Below are 15917 nucleotides of genomic sequence, written 5' to 3'. Positions count from 1 at the left end.
TTCCCCGGCAGCAGGGGATATGATGCAGTGCATCACAATCGGGTATGCCGGGTCGTGCTGAATTCGAATCTTCGACACCTGCGCCTCTTCCTGGCGGTCGCCGAGACTGGCTCGGTGACCCGCGCCTCGGAGCGGTGTCATGTCTCACAGCCTGCCGTCACGCAGGTGATCGGCAAGCTGGAGCGCATCGCACAGCAGCCGCTGTTCCTGAGGCGGGCGCAGGGCCTCTTCACGACCCCTGCCGGCGTTGCGCTTTCAGAGCGGATCAGGCGCACGTTCCTGCACCTGCATCCGCCGCTTGATGCGCTGTCGCCGCGGCTCCGCAATGTCGTGAGCACCTCCCAGCTCAAGGCACTCATCGCAGTCTGCGAGACGGAGAACTTCACCCTGGCCGCGAGCCGCCTCGGGCTGGCCCAACCCACTGTCCATCGCGCGGTAACGCAGCTCGAGCAGGCCGCAGCCCGTGCACTGTTCGAACGCACGTCACACGGCATGATCGCAACGCGTCCGGCCCTGGCCCTGGCCCAGGGAGCGCGCCTGGCATTCGCGGAGTTGGAGCAGGCAGAGGCCGAATTGGCGGCGCTGCTGGGACAGGAAGTCGGTCGCATCGTGGTCGGTGCCATGCCGTTGTCGCGCTTCTCGCTCCTGCCGCGCGTGATCGCCCGCTTCCGCGAGCGCTATCCGCTCCTGCTCATACGCACGGTGGAGGGGCCTTACGAGGATCTGCTGAACCGACTGCGCCGGGGCGAGCTGGACCTGCTGATCGGTGCGCTGCGATATCCATCGCCCATTTCCGATGTCGAACAGCACCATCTCCTCAACGACCCGCTGGTGTTCGTGGCCAGAACGGGTCATCCGCTGGCACGCGCCAGGAACCTGGACATGTCCAGGCTCCGCGATTTTCCTTTTGTCGTGTCGCCGCCGGAAACACCGACGCGACTGGCCTTCGATCGCATGTTCCGGGAAGCCGGGCTGTCGCCCTTGAGCCTGGTGGAAACCGGATCGATGGTGTTGATGCGGGAGCTGCTTCGCCTCACCGATCACATCGGCTGCATCTCAGCCACGCAGGTTGCCGGCGAGATCGAGTTGGGCGCCCTGGCGAGGCTGCCCGTCACGCTTGCGCGGACCAGTCGCGAGATCGGCATGACCATTCGCCGGGAGTGGCTGCCGACCAACGCTCAACAGCGCTTCATCGATGACCTGCACGCAGTCGCATCTCCAAAGAATGCCTCTCGCAGGACGACCGAATAGCAGGATGTTATGGCGCTTGCCGCAAATCAAATAGCAGGATTGCCACGGACATGCTCCGATGGCCGCCCACGTCGGCTGCCCCACCCATGCCCCTCACGGGCGCTCATTCGTTTCACAGGAGGTTCCATGTCGATTCCGCCCCGCGGGCGATCCCTGCTCCTTGCAGGCTCGACCATCATGTCGCTGCTTCTGCTCATGGCCGGCTGCTCCCAACGCGCGCCGGCGCCAGCGCCCCCAGGCACACCGGCTGCGAAAGCCGCGGCTGCGCCCAGTCCCGGCAAGGCGCTTGCCGTAGTCGCGCCGGTGCAGGCGTGCACGAGCTTGACCGCTGCCGACCTGACCGACATTGGGGGTGCCGGCAGCAAGGTGACCAAGGCTGATCAAGCCGATATCGACGGGCGCAGCGTTTGCCAGGTCGAGGTCACGCTCGCACCCAGCATCAACATCCAGGTCCGCATGCCGCTGGAAGGCTGGACACAGCGCTACATGCAGTTGGGATGTGGCGGCCTGTGCGGCAACATCAACATGCAGGTTGGTGCAGCCGACGGCTGCGTCCCGTCAGACAGCGGCGCCTTCGTCCTTGCCGCCACCGACATGGGGCACCAGGGCATGAGTGGCGATTTCGGTTACGACCCCCAGAAGCGGGCGGACTTTGCATATCGGGCACAGCATCTAACTGCTGTTGCGACCAAGAAGCTGGTCAAGCTGTTATACGGGCAAGATCCTGCTTATTCCTACTTCAATGGCTGTTCCGATGGTGGTCGCGAGGCCCTGGTCGAGGCACAGCGGTTCCCGGACGACTTCAGCGGCATCATCGCAGGCGCCCCGGCGCTGATCTTCCAGGTCCAGAACAGCCTCCATCATGGCTGGCTGGCGGTTTCCAACACCAGCGCCGACGGCGGGGCCGTGCTGATCGCCGATCGCCTGCCGCTGCTGCACTCGGCGGTGCTCAAGGCCTGCGACGCACTCGACGGCATCAAGGACGGGCTGGTGGCTGAGCCGCGTCTGTGTCATTTCGATCCCGGCATCCTGCAGTGCGCCAGCGGCACGGCCGACACCAGCCAATGCCTGACCTCGGCCGAGGTGGAGACGGTGCGCAAGATCTACGACGGCCCGCGTGATCCAAAGACCGGAGAGCGCCTGCTGGTCGGCGGGCCGCAGTATGGAAGCGAGCTCAACTGGGCCGGTGTGTTCGTCCCGATAGATGCCAAGCAGGGCGTCTTCAGCAAACAGATCGTCCTGGGCGCGCTGAATGGCCTGATCTTCGACGATGGCAAAAAAGACGTCTCCCTGGCCGATCTCAAGTTCGAGACCGCAACCTACGACAAGCTTCGCCCCCGTCATCCATTGTTCGACGCGACCAATCCAGATCTGTCCGGCTTCGCTGATGCGGGCGGCAAACTGATGCTGTGGCATGGCTGGGGTGACCAGCACATTTCGCCGATCAACACGATTGCCTATCACGAGGCCGTCGAGAAGCAGATGGGTCACGCGAAGGTGGAGGCATTCGAGCGCTTGTACCTGCTGCCCGGTGTGGCCCATTGCGGCGGTGGCGAGGGTCCATCGAGCTTTGACCTGTTGTCACCCATGATGGACTGGGTCGAGCGCGGCATCGCGCCGGGTGCATTCGTTGCACATCCAGCAGCTACCGCTTCGCAGTCGTCCTTTGGCCAGCCAGGCGGTGGTAAATCAGGTGGCAAGGGTGATCTGCCGCCCTTGCCGGCGGGTGTGAAGCCGGAAGACCTGCCGCCGTTGCCTTCCGGCGAGGTGGCCACTGCCAAGGACGCGATCAAGTCCCCCTTCCTCATCTGCCCTTACCCCTCGATCGCGGCAGCGGCAAAGGACGGCCAGGGAGTCGACGGCACGCATCAGACCTGCGGCGCCCCGCTCTTTACGGAGGCCACGCCGGACTGGGCGGGCAAGGACTTCTTCCAGCCATACGCGCCGCGCGAATAAGACGCGTCGGGGTCAGGATTGACGGGCAATGGCCGGCATGATGCCGGCCATTGCTTTTGCGCCTGGCCGCGATGGTGCCGCTGCTGTCCGGCTTGGCCGACTCAGCCAGGCGTGGCCATCAATACGGCGTCGCCCGGCACCATCTACAGCGCGTGCATCAGCCGAACAAGTGCTTCAATCCGCGCGGCTGGCAGCGCAGGTACTGCGGTGAAGCGTGCACCGAAGCGCCCAGTGCGGCAGCGGCGTGCCACGGCCAACGCGGGTCGTACAGGATGCCGCGGGCCAATGCGACGGCATCGGCCTGGCCATGGGCCACGATGTGTTCGGCGTGTCCAGGGTCGGTGATCAGGCCGACTGCGATCACCGGCATGGTCTTCAGCTGCGCCTTGATGTCGTTGGCGAACGGCACCTGGTAGCCGTCTTCCAGCTTGATCTGCTGGCGCGGGTCCAGGCCACCGCTGGACACGTGCAGGAAGTGGCAGCCGCGTGCTTCCAGCGCCTGGGCCAGGGCGATGCTCTGGGCCACGTCCCACCCGCCGTCGACCCAGTCGCTGGCCGAGATGCGCATGCCAACCGCCACGGTATCCGGCACCGCGGCACGCACCGCGTCGAACACCTGCAACGGCAGGCGCAGGCGGTTTTCCAGCGTGCCACCGTATTGATCGGTGCGGTCGTTGCTCAGTGGCGACAGGAACTGGTGCAGCAGGTAGCCATGCGCGCCGTGCAGCTCGATCAGTTCGAAGCCCAGGCGATGCGCGCGCTGGGCGCTTTCGACGAATGCGGCGATCACCGCATCGATCCCGGCCTGGTCCAGCGCCTGCGGTGCCGGCGCGCCTTCGTTGAACGGCCGATCGGTGGACGACACCGTCTGCCAGCCATGTTCGGCCTCCGGCGCGATCGCCGCGCCGCCGTGCTCCCACGGCTTGTGGGTGGACGCCTTGCGTCCGGCGTGGGCCAGCTGGATGCCCAGCGGCATCGGCGACCAGCGGCGCACGCTGTCGACCACGGTGCGCAACGCGGCTTCGGTGGCGTTGTCGTACAGGCCCAGGTCGCCCCAGGAAATCCGTCCGCGTGCTTCGACCGCCGTCGCTTCCAGGATCAGCAGGCCGGCGCCGGACTGGGCCAGGTTGCCCAGGTGCTGCGCATGCCAGTCGCTGGCGCGGCCTTCGTCGGCCGAGTACTGGCACATCGGCGCGATCACGATGCGGTTGGTCAGGGACAGTGGCCCCAGGGCGAGGGGCGAGAACAGCTGGCTCACGGCGCAATCCGGTTGGTGATCAGGAACGCCATTGCACTGCCTTGGCGGCGCTGGCTCAACGGGACCAGTGGATCACTGCGTCATGGTCGCCAGGCCCTGCCTGACGGCGGGTACGCGGGCCGAGGCCTGTGTTGCAGCAACCGTCTTCTCACCCCCGTCGCGGCATCCCTGTAGAGCCGAGCTTGCTCGGCTGCCTGGTGGCCAGACCGCGGGAAAGCCCCAGCGGAGTCCCCAAGAGGGGATTGCCACAAGCTCCGCTCTACAGATGGTCCGCTTCAGCGGCGATAGGGTCTTCCGGCAAACCCACATCGCCGCTGAAGCGGCTGCCACCTGCATTCTTCAGGTGCGGAGGAAGGCCAGCGCGTCGGCGCAGTCGTGTTCGACCTTCAGCGCCAGCAGGTCGTCGGCGCGGGTGCGGCCGCGGTTCAAGGCGGCGATGGGCTTGCCCGCCTTGTGTGCCCATTGGGCGAAGCGGAGCCCCGAATAGACCATCAGCGAGGAACCCACCACCAGCATCGCGTCGCTGTCTTCCAGCGCATGCTGCGCGGCCTGGACGCGCTCGCGTGGCACGTTCTCGCCGAAGTAGACGACATCGGGCTTGAGCACGCCACCGCAATGCGCGCAGGCAGGGATATCGAAGGCATCGAAGTTCGCTTCCAGGTCGGCGTCGCCATCCGGCGCGGTACCCGCCTCCAGGTCGTGCCAGCCAGGATTGCGGGCCATCAGTGCGTGCTGGAAATCCTCGCGCGGCAGGCGCCGTTCGCAGCCCATGCAGCGCACCACGTCCAGTCGGCCATGCAGGTCGATCACTTCGCGACTGCCGGCCGCCTGGTGCAGGCGGTCCACGTTCTGGGTGAGCAACAGCGAGACCTGGCCGTCGTTCTCCAACGCTGCCAGCGCGCGGTGCACACCGTTGGGTTGTGCCGCCAGAAAGCGTGGCCATCCCACCAGGCTGCGTGCCCAGTAGCGCTTGCGCGTGGCCAGTTCACCCATGAAGGCCTGGTAGGTCACCGGCTGCGCACGCTTCCACTGGCCATCGGCGTCGCGGTAGTCGGGAATACCCGAATCGGTGCTGCAGCCGGCACCGGTCAAGACGAAGATCCGCGGGTGGCGTTCGATGAAATCGCGCAGCGCGTGTGTCCCGAGCACAGGCGATGCGATGGCCGGCGTTGCGCTCATGGCGTGACCTTGGCGGCATGCAGGTAGCCACGCGCCAGCAGGGTGAGTTGGGCGCGCAACGGCGCGACACGCGCCCGTGGCGCGCCGGCATTGAGCAGGTCGCACATGGGGCCGACCATCGCGCCCAGCAGGATTGCGGACACCTGCGTGGCATCGGCAAAGCGCGCATCACGGACCGAACCCAGCATGGCCGTCATCGCCGCCTCCATGCGCGTGCGTCCTGCGAGGAGCAGGGCCGCGCCGCCATGCATCTCCGCGATTCCATACAGCGCCAGCGAGATGTCGGCGTGCTCCAGCTTGGCGGCCACGAACGCCTCGATCAGCGCATCGGCCGTCTCGTCGAGCGTGGCGCCCCGTTTGCGCGCGCCGGCGTCCTCCACCGCGCTGGCCACCGTGTCCAGGTGCCATTCCAGCAACGCGGCCAGCATGGTGCTGCGGTTGCGGTAGTACTGGTACAGGCTGCCGACCGAGACGCCCGCGCGCTCGGCCACGCGCGTGGTGGTGGTGCCGGCCAGGCCGTGCGCGATCAGAACCTGAATGCTGGCCTCGCGGATTGCTTCCACCGTGGCCCTGGAGCGCGACTGGAGCGGCTGTTTGCGGGCTTGCAGGGTGTCGGGCAGGACGCTCATGGAATGCGAATTCCCATGCGGAAAGATGCTGCATATCTTGGGTGTCCCCAAAGACAACGCAAGGACACTCACCATGACGACCCCAACTTCTCCCGTTGCGCTGGTCACCGGCGCCAACAAGGGCATCGGCCTGGGCCTGGTCAGGCAATTGGCCGCCGCCGGCTGGACCGTCTACCTGGGCAGCCGCGATGTCGCGCGCGGCCAGGCCGCACGCGACAGCCTGCCGGCGACGCTGGATGTGCGCGTGCTGGCACTGGACGTGACCGATGTCGCGGCGCTGAAGGTCGCGGCCGACACCGTGCAGCAAGATGCCGGCCGACTGGACGTGCTGGTCAACAATGCGGGCATCGCGCTGGACATCGAACCGCCGTCCAAGGCCACCCTGGAATCATTGCGTGGTACCTACGAAACCAACGTGTTCGGCCCAGTCTTGGTGACCCAGGCGATGCTGCCGCTGCTGCGCGCCGGCACGCTCAAGCGCATCGTGAATGTCTCCAGCGAGCTGGGCTCGGCCACGCTGCATGGCGACCCCAACTTCAAGTACGGCTTCGTCAACGGGTTGACGTACTGCTCGTCCAAGAGCGCGCTCAACGCCTTCACCGTGCTGCTGTCCAAGGAGCTGTATGCCGAAGGTTTCGCGGTCAATGCGGTCAATCCCGGCTACACCGCGACCGACCTCAATGGCCACAGCGGCACGCTCACCGTTGAACAGGCCGCCGCCACCGTGGCGCGCGTGGCCATGTCAGAGCTGGGCACCGGCAGCTTCTTCACCGAAGGCGGGCGCTTGCCGTGGTGATCACGCCAGGCGGCTGATCTCGATCAGGTTGCCGTCCGGGTCGCGGAAGTACAGCGACAGGATCGGCCCGGTGGCGCCAGTGCGGGCCACCGGGCCGTCTTCGATGGCGATGCCGAGTGCATGCAGTTGCGCTTCGGCCTGGTCGATGGGCGTATCCACCAGCAGGCACAGATCGGCCGAGCCTGGCGTGGGCGCGTGCGCCTTGGGTTCGAATTCGCGGCCGTGCGGATGCAGATTGATCTTCTGCTGGCCGAATGCCAGCGCCTTGCGGCCCTGGCCGAAGGTCACGACCTCCATGCCCAGCACGCGCGCGTAGAAATCGCAGCTGGCCTCGACATCGGCCACGGTCAGGACCAGATGATCCAGGCGTTCGATCTTCATCGCGTCATTCTCCGCGCGGTGGATGCGGGCCGAAGCGGCCATACGGCTTTGAGTCATCGGCGCCCTTGCGCAGCACCTGGGCGGCGGCCAGCGCCACGCACAACAGCACCAGGCAGAACCCCACTAGCGCGTTCCAGCCGCCGTGTTCCCAGAACCAGCCGCTGACCGAGCCGACCACGCTGGAGCCCACGTAATACGCCAGCAGGTAGAGCGAGGCGGCATGGCTTTTGTTGGCGCCGCCGAGCCGGCCAACCCAGGCACTGGCCGCGGCGTGGGCGATGAAGAAGCCAATGGTCAGCAGCACGATGCCGAAGATGATGATCGGTAGCGTGTGGGTGGCGGTCAGCAGCAGGCCGGCGATGGCCAGCACCGTGCCGCCCAGCACCACCGGTCCGCGGCCGAACCGGTCCGAACCCACCCCGGCCACCGACGAGGCCACGATGCCGAACACGTACGCACTGAAGATCAGCCCGATCTGGCTCTGGCTCAGGCCAAATTCCGGCCCGCCCAGGCGGAAGCCGGCGTAGTTGTAGACGCTGACGAAAGTGCCCATCAGCAGGAACGGGATCGAGAACAGCCACGGCAGGTGCCGGTGACACAGGTGCCCGCCCCAGGCCTGCAGGTGGAAGCGCAGGTTGACGCCCGCACGGCGCACGAAGTGCCGCGAGGGCGGTAGCAGCAGGACGAAGCCGACCGCCACCAGCAGGTCAAAGACGCTCAACACCGCCAGCGCCGTGCGCCAGTCGAAATGATCGGTGAGGAAGCTCATCCCGATCCGGCCCATCATCCCGCCGAACGCATTGCCGCCCACATACAGGCCGGTGGCCGCGCCCAGTTTGTGCGCAGGTAGTTCTTCGGCCAGGTAGACCATCGCCACCGCCGGCACCCCGCCCAGGGCGATGCCCGACAACGCCCGCACCACCACCAGGGTTTCCCAGTGCGGAATGAAGGCGGCGATGCCGTTGAGCACCGCGGCCAGCGCGATCGAGGCGAACATCAGTCCGCGCCGGCCCAGGTTTTCCGACAGCGCGCCGGCGCAGAAGATCGCGATCGCCAGGCCACCGGTGGCCAGCGACAGCGGTAGCGAACTGGCCGCCGCGCTCACACCGAAGCTCTTGGCGAATTCCGGCAGCAGCGGCTGCACGCAGTACAGCAGCGAGAAGGTCGCGAACCCGGCCAGGAACAGGGCCAGACGGATGCGGCCCATCGGCAGCGGCGTGTCTGTGGTGTCGGCGGCGGCGACAGGTATTGCCTGGGCACCCAGGGCAGTGGCGGAGGGCCGGTTCATGGCCGTGGCGGTGGTGAGGGGCCGGCAGTATCTGCGCGCTGGAACTGCGGGTCCAATATATGATGCAGGCGGTCGTTATCTTTTTTAGATATGGAGCGAGATGGAGCTGCGCCACCTGCGCTACTTCCTGGCCGTGGCCGAGGAAGGCAATTTCACCCGCGCCGCCGCGCGCGTGGGCATCAACCAGCCGCCGCTGAGCCAGCAGATCCAGGCGCTGGAGCAGGAGCTGGGCACGCCGCTGTTCGTGCGTACCCCGCAGGGCGCGCGCCTGACCGATGCCGGCGAGGCCTTCCTGGTGGACGTGCGCCGGGTGCTGGTCGACGTGGATCGCGCCGCCGACACCGCACGTCGCGCCGCGCGGGGCGAAAGCGGCCGGCTGCGGCTGGGTTTCACTGCTTCGGCGGCATTCAACCCGGTGGTGCCGGCGCTGATCCGCGACTTCCGTCGCGCCTGGCCCGCGGTGGAACTGGCGCTGGAGGAAACCAACACCGCCGGCCTGTTGACCGCCCTGGCCGAGGGCCGGCTGGACGCGGCCTTCATCCGCTACAGCGTGTCCACCCCGAAGGAACTGCAGCTGCTCAAGTTCCCCGACGAGCCGATGAAGATCGCCGTGCCGGCTGCGCACCCGCTGGCCAGCCGCGCCAGTGCGCCCTTGTCTGCGCTGGCCAACGACGCCTTCATCCTGTTCCCGCGCAGCTTCGGCACCAGCCTGTACGACGAGATCCTGGGTGCCTGCCGCCAGGCCGGCTTCAGCCTGCTGATCAGCCAGGAAGCGCCGCAGATGTCGTCCATCGTCAACCTGGTCGCGGCCGAACTGGGCGTGTCGGTGGTGCCGGCTTCCACCATGCAGGTGCAACTGCCCGGGGTGCGCTACCTCGATATCGAAGGCGCCGCGCCGATGGCCCGCCTGGCCTTGGCCAGCGTGCCGCAGGCCGCCGACACCATCCCGGTCCTGCGCCACCTGCTGGGACTGGCCGCGCGCTGGACTGCGGCATAAGGCCGCGTGCCCTGCAGCCTGGGCCGCAACATCAGCGGGCAAGCCAAACTGCGCGGAGCCGCGCCGGATGCAGGCTTGTGTCGCCGCGGACAGGCCGGTGCCCGCGTGCCGCAACGGACGAGGCCGCCCATCGGCGGCCTCTGTTGCTTTACACCCTGCTGAAATCCAGCGCCCCGGTCAGATCGCCGGGCGGGGGGCCGCCCGCCGCAACCATCGCGTCTTCGCGCAGCTTCAGGCCAGGCAGTTTCTCCAGGCCCCAGCGGCGGGTGATGAAGCGGGCGATCGAGCCGGTGTCGTAGATCGTGTGATCCACGTGCCCGCGCTTGGCGAACGGCGAGACGATCAGCGCCGGGATGCGCGTCCCCGGTCCCCAGCGGTCGCCCTTGGGAGGCGATACGTGGTCCCACCAACCGCCGTTCTCATCCACCGTGATCACGATCAGCATGCGTTTCCACTGCGGGCTGTTCTGCAGCGCGTGCACGATACGGGCCAGATGGCGGTCGCCGGCTTCCACGTCCGAATAGCCGGCGTGCATGTTCAGGTTGCCCTGCGGCTTGTAATAGCTCACCGCCGGCAGCTTGCCGGCCGCGGCATCGGCCAGGAACCTGTTGGTGGCCGCGGTTTCGCCCAGGCCGCCATCGCGTAGATGCTGTTTGCGCGCTGCCGTCCCCGGCGCCAGGCTGACGAAATAATTCAACGGCTGGTGATGGGGCTGGAAATTGGGATGGCTGGGGAAACTGCCATCGTTGCTGTCGCCCACGCCGTCCAGCGCCGCCTGGAACGCGCCGCCATACCAGGCCCAGTCCACGCCCTTGGCGCTGAGCATGTCGCCGATGTGCTTGTGCTGCTGCGGCGGCAGCGTATTTGGGCTGCTGGCGTCGGCCAGCGCCGGGTCGTGCTTGTCCACGTTGAAGCCGGGCGAATACGCCGGCCCGATGGTGTTCACCGCCCAGAAATCCGGGGTCAGGGTGGGGCGCGAGGTGAACCTGGCCACGCCATCCATCGCGCTGGCGGGACTGCCTTCGGCCGGAATCAGTGCGTTGCCTTCGGCCGTGCCGCTCGCGGTGACGGCGATATGCAGCTTGGCTGGACCCTTGTCCGCGTCCGGATAGAACGGCGGCTGTGCGGCGACCAGATACTGGTGGTTGAAGAACGAACCACCGAAGGCGCCCATGAAGAAGTTGTCGCACAAGGTGTACTGCTCGGCCAGCCGCCACAGGCGCAGGTTCACCGCCGCATCGCCGTAATGGCCCATCAGCAGCGCGCCGCTGTCGCCCCAGGCGACAAAGCCATCGTTGCGACCGCCATTGATCTGCATCTGGTTGCGGTAGAACTCGTGCACCAGGTCGCGGGTGACCACGCCATGCGGCAGTGGCTCGCCGGCCAGGGTTTTCAGTTCGAACGGCGCGTTGGGCAGGCCGATGACGTCATCCTGCTTGACCTGGTAGCTGCGGTGGTTGACCACCTGCACGTCGGGCACCATCCCGCCCCAGATCGGCGGCAGCGTCTTGAACGGCTGGCCATCGCGATCGTGCTGCACGCTCCTGGCTGGATCCAGGCTCTTCAACGGCTGCTGCAACCCGGGGAAGTCGGCAAACAGGTTGTTGAAGCTGCGGTTCTCTGCATACAGCACCACGACCGTGTCGATGTGCTCGCCCAGCTGCGCATCGGTCACTGCTGTCGGCGTGGCCCTGGCCGTCCCAGCCATCTTGGCCTTGGCCGTCGTGCCGGCGATGGCCTCGCCACCGGCCGCGAGCGCTGCACCAGCAGCGGCCAGTCCGCCCAGCAGGCGACGGCGTTGTGGATCGGAAGGTGACTGCGAATCAGGGGTGTCGTCGTGCTGGCTCATCGTGGACCGGTCGTGGAAACAAGAAAGCGCCCCTTCCGGAGCGCTTGCTAGTGTGCCCATTGCCGATGACAGGCGTCAGGCACAAAGGTCACGGCCTGTGCCGCCGTTTGACGTCATTGCGTCCCCAGGCGGTGTTTCGTTCAGACAGCCGGGATTGCGGCCGAATGGCCGGCGATCAGCGGGACAAGGCGTCGAGTGAATCGCGCTCCAACTGCGCATAGATTCCGAATTCGTCCATCACCTTTGCTCCCAGCGCCGCCTCGAAATCCGTGCGGCTCTCATGTGCTTCATAAGCATGCTGCTCGGCGCCGCCCAGGTTGGACTGGAAGATGCCGGCGGCACTGACTGGCAGGAAATCTTCATAGACGATTGGATCGGCTACGGCCAGGCCGGAGGCGATCAAGGCATCGGCTGGTAACGCGCGCTCGGCGGCCGACGCGGCCAGGCCTTCGCGAGTCAGCGCGTAGCGGAAATAGCCCAGCCCTTCGCGCCGCAGCGTGTCCAGATCATCCGGGAACTGTTCGAAGACCGTGGCCAGCCGTGCGGCGTAATCGGCGCCGGTGCTTCCCGCACCGCCGGCATCACGCGCCTGGTTGAGCAGTTGGTCGTACAGGGCACGGCCTTTCGGCGTCAGCGCCAGGCCGCGCTGCTCGATCTCACCGAAACGCGCGGTATGCGTGCCGTGTTCTTCACCGGCATTTGCTGGAAACGCGACCGCTTCCTCCAGTGCCTTGAAGCTGGTCTGGCGTAGCAGGATCGGCACCGCACGACGCGGTGGACCTTCGATCACCGCCTTGGCTTCCATGCCGCGTCGTTGCATCTCGACCTGCGCCGCGTCGATATCCAGCGTGCGCGGGGTGAGGTGGTTGATATGCGGTCCGCGGAACGACACCACGTCGGCGATCAGCCGATGCGCGTCATGCAGCGCTTGATACGTCGCGTGCGAGACCTTGGCATCGCCATGCCAGCGGAACGTTTCCAGCGCCTCGGCCACGAGGCGATGGGCATCGGCTTCCTCCAGCCCGCCGTCGCGCTCGCACTGGGCGATCAGGGCACGTGCGCCTTCCGTAAAGATGTCGCGCTGCTCCAGGATCTCCTCGGCCTGCGCACGCAGGCCCGCGTCCTCGATCAACTCCAGGCGCAGCAATGAAGTGAAGACCCTGAACGGATTACGCGCCAGCGCTGCGGCCGTGGTCGGGCGGAACGCGGTCGAATGCACCGGCACGCCAGCCACCGACAGGTCGTAATAGCCCACGGGTGACATGCCCATCACCGCGAACAGGCGGCGCAGCGTGGCCAGCTCGTCGGCGCTGCCGACCCGGATCGCGCCGTGGCGCTCCTGGTCCAGGCGGGCTCGTTCGTCGTTGCGTGTCATCTGCTCGTCTAGCGCCGGGTTGGCGGCCAGCGTCTCGGCATTCACCTTGGCCACCAGTTCCACCAGCGCGCCGTACAGCGGCACCTCGTTGCGGTACATGTCCGACATTGCCTGGGCAAACAGGCTGCGGATCTCATCGGAAGACAGAAAGACGCGGGACATCGGGACGCTCCAGAACAAGGGAAAGTCCGGCGCGGTGGGGCGCGTCCGGCAGTCCGCCATTGTCCGCGTGCTGGCGCCGCGCCGCCACGGTGGCGCGGCGCCAGCGGCATGATCTTCCTTTCGCTTCCAGTAGATGACGCTCCGCTTCCGGTGTGCGGGCAGGGTTGGATGGGCGCGTAGCAACATGGGCAGAAAAAGTGCTTGACGCTTTTGCAAAACCGCCCATAATTCGCGGCCCGCTTCGGCAGTCCCGGCATGTCCGGAACCACCAAAGCAGGGGTTCGAAAAGACTTCAAACGAAGTGCTTGACGAATCGCAGGAAGTCCGCATAATTCGCGGCCCGCTTGAACGGACTCGGCACTGCCGACGAGGTTGAAACGGGGATTCGGAAAAGCTTCAAACGAAGCGCTTGACGAATCGCGGAATTGCCGCATAATGGGCGGCTCGCTTCGGCAGAAACGGTTCAGCGGTAACGGACTGGTTCGACGGAAGCGAAGTTCGAAAATCCCTCGCAACGAGGTGTTGACGAACTCCGAAACTGCCCTATAATGGGCGGCTCGCTGAAGCGGAAACGCTGCAGCCAACGAGGAAGGCGCTGAGGCCAACTTCGAAGCTCTTTGAAAGTATGCGCAGGTGACTTGTGTGGGCGCCTGCAGGAAGGACGAGCTGTCCATCTTGCAGATGACTTATACAAGCACATAGAGATTGTAGAAATGCAAGCGATACGTAGCTTGGGTTAGACATCTGCATTCAAAGCTTTTGCCGCAAGGCAATGTAGTTTTAAGTGAAGAGTTTGATCCTGGCTCAGAGTGAACGCTGGCGGTAGGCCTAACACATGCAAGTCGAACGGCAGCACAGGAGAGCTTGCTCTCTGGGTGGCGAGTGGCGGACGGGTGAGGAATACATCGGAATCTACCTTTTGGTGGGGGATAACGTAGGGAAACTTACGCTAATACCGCATACGCCCTTCGGGGGAAAGCCGGGGACCTTCGGGCCTGGCGCTGATAGATGAGCCGATGTCGGATTAGCTAGTTGGTGAGGTAATGGCTCACCAAGGCGACGATCCGTAGCTGGTCTGAGAGGATGATCAGCCACACTGGAACTGAGACACGGTCCAGACTCCTACGGGAGGCAGCAGTGGGGAATATTGGACAATGGGCGCAAGCCTGATCCAGCCATACCGCGTGGGTGAAGAAGGCCTTCGGGTTGTAAAGCCCTTTTGTTGGGAAAGAAAAGCATTCGGTTAATACCCGGGTGTTCTGACGGTACCCAAAGAATAAGCACCGGCTAACTTCGTGCCAGCAGCCGCGGTAATACGAAGGGTGCAAGCGTTACTCGGAATTACTGGGCGTAAAGCGTGCGTAGGTGGTGGTTTAAGTCTGTTGTGAAAGCCCTGGGCTCAACCTGGGAATTGCAGTGGATACTGGATCACTAGAGTGTGGTAGAGGATAGTGGAATTTCCGGTGTAGCAGTGAAATGCGTAGAGATCGGAAGGAACATCTGTGGCGAAGGCGACTATCTGGGCCAACACTGACACTGAGGCACGAAAGCGTGGGGAGCAAACAGGATTAGATACCCTGGTAGTCCACGCCCTAAACGATGCGAACTGGATGTTGGGTTCAACTTGGAACCCAGTATCGAAGCTAACGCGTTAAGTTCGCCGCCTGGGGAGTACGGTCGCAAGACTGAAACTCAAAGGAATTGACGGGGGCCCGCACAAGCGGTGGAGTATGTGGTTTAATTCGATGCAACGCGAAGAACCTTACCTGGTCTTGACATCCACGGAACTTTCTAGAGATAGATTGGTGCCTTCGGGAACCGTGAGACAGGTGCTGCATGGCTGTCGTCAGCTCGTGTCGTGAGATGTTGGGTTAAGTCCCGCAACGAGCGCAACCCTTGTCCTTAGTTGCCAGCACGTAATGGTGGGAACTCTAAGGAGACCGCCGGTGACAAACCGGAGGAAGGTGGGGATGACGTCAAGTCATCATGGCCCTTACGACCAGGGCTACACACGTACTACAATGGTCAGGACAGAGGGCTGCAAACCGGCGACGGTGAGCCAATCCCAGAAACCTGATCTCAGTCCGGATTGGAGTCTGCAACTCGACTCCATGAAGTCGGAATCGCTAGTAATCGCAGATCAGCATTGCTGCGGTGAATACGTTCCCGGGCCTTGTACACACCGCCCGTCACACCATGGGAGTTTGTTGCACCAGAAGCAGGTAGCTTAACCTTCGGGAGGGCGCTTGCCACGGTGTGGCCGATGACTGGGGTGAAGTCGTAACAAGGTAGCCGTATCGGAAGGTGCGGCTGGATCACCTCCTTTTGAGCATGACAAGCGCTTCTTGTAGGCGTCCACACAAGTAACCTGCATCCAGAGTTTCCTGATCGGTACGGACCGATCGGAATAGTCCCTATTTGGGGCCTTAGCTCAGCTGGGAGAGCACCTGCTTTGCAAGCAGGGGGTCGTCGGTTCGATCCCGACAGGCTCCACCATCTGGCACGACGATTTATTGGGTCTGTAGCTCAGGTGGTTAGAGCGCGCCCCTGATAAGGGCGAGGTCGGTGGTTCGAGTCCTCCTAGACCCACCATTCTGGATGTTTGATTGCGCATACGAATTTTCAAAGTTTGAGTGTCAGGCGTTGAGGCCTGCATTCTGCTCTTTAACAACTTGTGACGTAGCGAGCGTTTTAGATGATCATCTAAACACGTGTCGTTGAGGCTAAGGCGGGGACTTCGAGTCCCTAAGAAATTGAGTGGTTATATTCGTGTTGCAGGCTTTGTACCCCTGGAAC

The 15917-nt window shown here is 64.8% G+C and carries 11 protein-coding genes, 2 tRNA genes and 1 rRNA gene; 7 read left to right on the top strand and 7 right to left on the bottom strand.

Annotated features, from left to right (window positions below; genetic code table 11):
* Positions 1-54: 54 nt before the first annotated feature.
* Positions 55-1251: a LysR family transcriptional regulator gene (locus O8I58_RS12135; RefSeq protein WP_298316276.1), complete on the top strand. Its 1197-nt coding sequence runs from the start codon at positions 55-57 to the stop codon at positions 1249-1251.
* Positions 1252-1377: 126 nt separating this feature from the next.
* Complete coding sequence (locus O8I58_RS12130) at positions 1378-3207, top strand: tannase/feruloyl esterase family alpha/beta hydrolase (protein ID WP_298316274.1); 1830 nt, start codon at positions 1378-1380, stop codon at positions 3205-3207.
* 157 nt (positions 3208-3364) lie between these two features.
* Here O8I58_RS12130 and O8I58_RS12125 read toward each other — a convergent pair whose 3' ends face one another.
* The 3 genes from O8I58_RS12125 to O8I58_RS12115 form a co-directional block, all read right to left on the bottom strand.
* Positions 3365-4465, bottom strand: coding sequence for an NADH:flavin oxidoreductase/NADH oxidase (locus O8I58_RS12125; RefSeq protein WP_298316271.1), 1101 nt, complete (start codon positions 4463-4465; stop codon positions 3365-3367).
* A gap of 339 nt (positions 4466-4804) precedes the next feature.
* Positions 4805-5644 carry an NAD-dependent protein deacetylase gene (locus O8I58_RS12120; RefSeq protein ID WP_298316268.1) on the bottom strand — a complete coding sequence of 280 codons (840 nt, stop codon included), beginning with the start codon at positions 5642-5644 and terminating at the stop codon, positions 4805-4807.
* Positions 5641-6273 (bottom strand): TetR/AcrR family transcriptional regulator, encoded by a 633-nt coding sequence (locus O8I58_RS12115; protein ID WP_298316263.1) that lies wholly within the window; start codon positions 6271-6273, stop codon positions 5641-5643. The genes O8I58_RS12120 and O8I58_RS12115 overlap by 4 nt, the downstream gene beginning before the upstream one ends.
* Positions 6274-6346: 73 nt before the next feature.
* Here O8I58_RS12115 and O8I58_RS12110 point away from each other — a divergent pair, with 73 nt between their 5' ends.
* Positions 6347-7069 (top strand): SDR family oxidoreductase, encoded by a 723-nt coding sequence (locus O8I58_RS12110; RefSeq protein ID WP_298316261.1) that lies wholly within the window; start codon positions 6347-6349, stop codon positions 7067-7069.
* Here the strand turns inward: O8I58_RS12110 and O8I58_RS12105 are convergent, their stop codons facing one another.
* Both O8I58_RS12105 and O8I58_RS12100 read right to left on the bottom strand, forming a co-directional pair.
* A complete protein-coding gene (locus O8I58_RS12105; RefSeq protein ID WP_298316258.1) occupies positions 7070-7450 on the bottom strand; it encodes a VOC family protein in 381 nt (126 codons plus the stop codon).
* A gap of 4 nt (positions 7451-7454) precedes the next feature.
* Positions 7455-8657: an MFS transporter gene (locus tag O8I58_RS12100; RefSeq protein ID WP_298322939.1), complete on the bottom strand. Its 1203-nt coding sequence runs from the start codon at positions 8655-8657 to the stop codon at positions 7455-7457.
* Positions 8658-8838: 181 nt separating this feature from the next.
* Between O8I58_RS12100 and O8I58_RS12095 the strand changes: the two genes are divergently transcribed.
* A complete protein-coding gene (locus tag O8I58_RS12095) occupies positions 8839-9735 on the top strand; it encodes a LysR family transcriptional regulator (protein WP_298316253.1) in 897 nt (298 codons plus the stop codon).
* A 148-nt stretch (positions 9736-9883) separates the two neighbouring features.
* On the opposite strand, the gene acpA is transcribed toward O8I58_RS12095, so the two are convergent.
* Positions 9884-11584 (bottom strand): acid phosphatase, encoded by a 1701-nt coding sequence (gene acpA / locus O8I58_RS12090; protein WP_298316250.1) that lies wholly within the window; start codon positions 11582-11584, stop codon positions 9884-9886.
* A gap of 175 nt (positions 11585-11759) precedes the next feature.
* Positions 11760-13121: a 2-oxoadipate dioxygenase/decarboxylase HglS gene (locus O8I58_RS12085; protein ID WP_298316247.1), complete on the bottom strand. Its 1362-nt coding sequence runs from the start codon at positions 13119-13121 to the stop codon at positions 11760-11762.
* A 781-nt stretch (positions 13122-13902) separates the two neighbouring features.
* Between O8I58_RS12085 and O8I58_RS12080 the strand changes: the two genes are divergently transcribed.
* The 3 genes from O8I58_RS12080 to O8I58_RS12070 all read left to right on the top strand — a co-directional run bounded on the left by O8I58_RS12080 (position 13903) and on the right by O8I58_RS12070 (position 15713).
* Positions 13903-15447, top strand: a 16S ribosomal RNA gene (locus tag O8I58_RS12080).
* A gap of 94 nt (positions 15448-15541) precedes the next feature.
* Positions 15542-15617: transfer RNA gene (locus tag O8I58_RS12075), tRNA-Ala, on the top strand.
* 19 nt (positions 15618-15636) lie between these two features.
* Positions 15637-15713 (top strand) — tRNA-Ile (locus tag O8I58_RS12070).
* Positions 15714-15917 lie beyond the last annotated feature (204 nt).

The organism is Pseudoxanthomonas sp., assembly GCF_027498035.1.
Classification (GTDB): Bacteria; Pseudomonadota; Gammaproteobacteria; order Xanthomonadales; family Xanthomonadaceae; genus Pseudoxanthomonas_A.
Note: the sequence above shows the minus strand (reverse complement) of the source record. Positions and strands in the feature narration are given on the sequence as shown.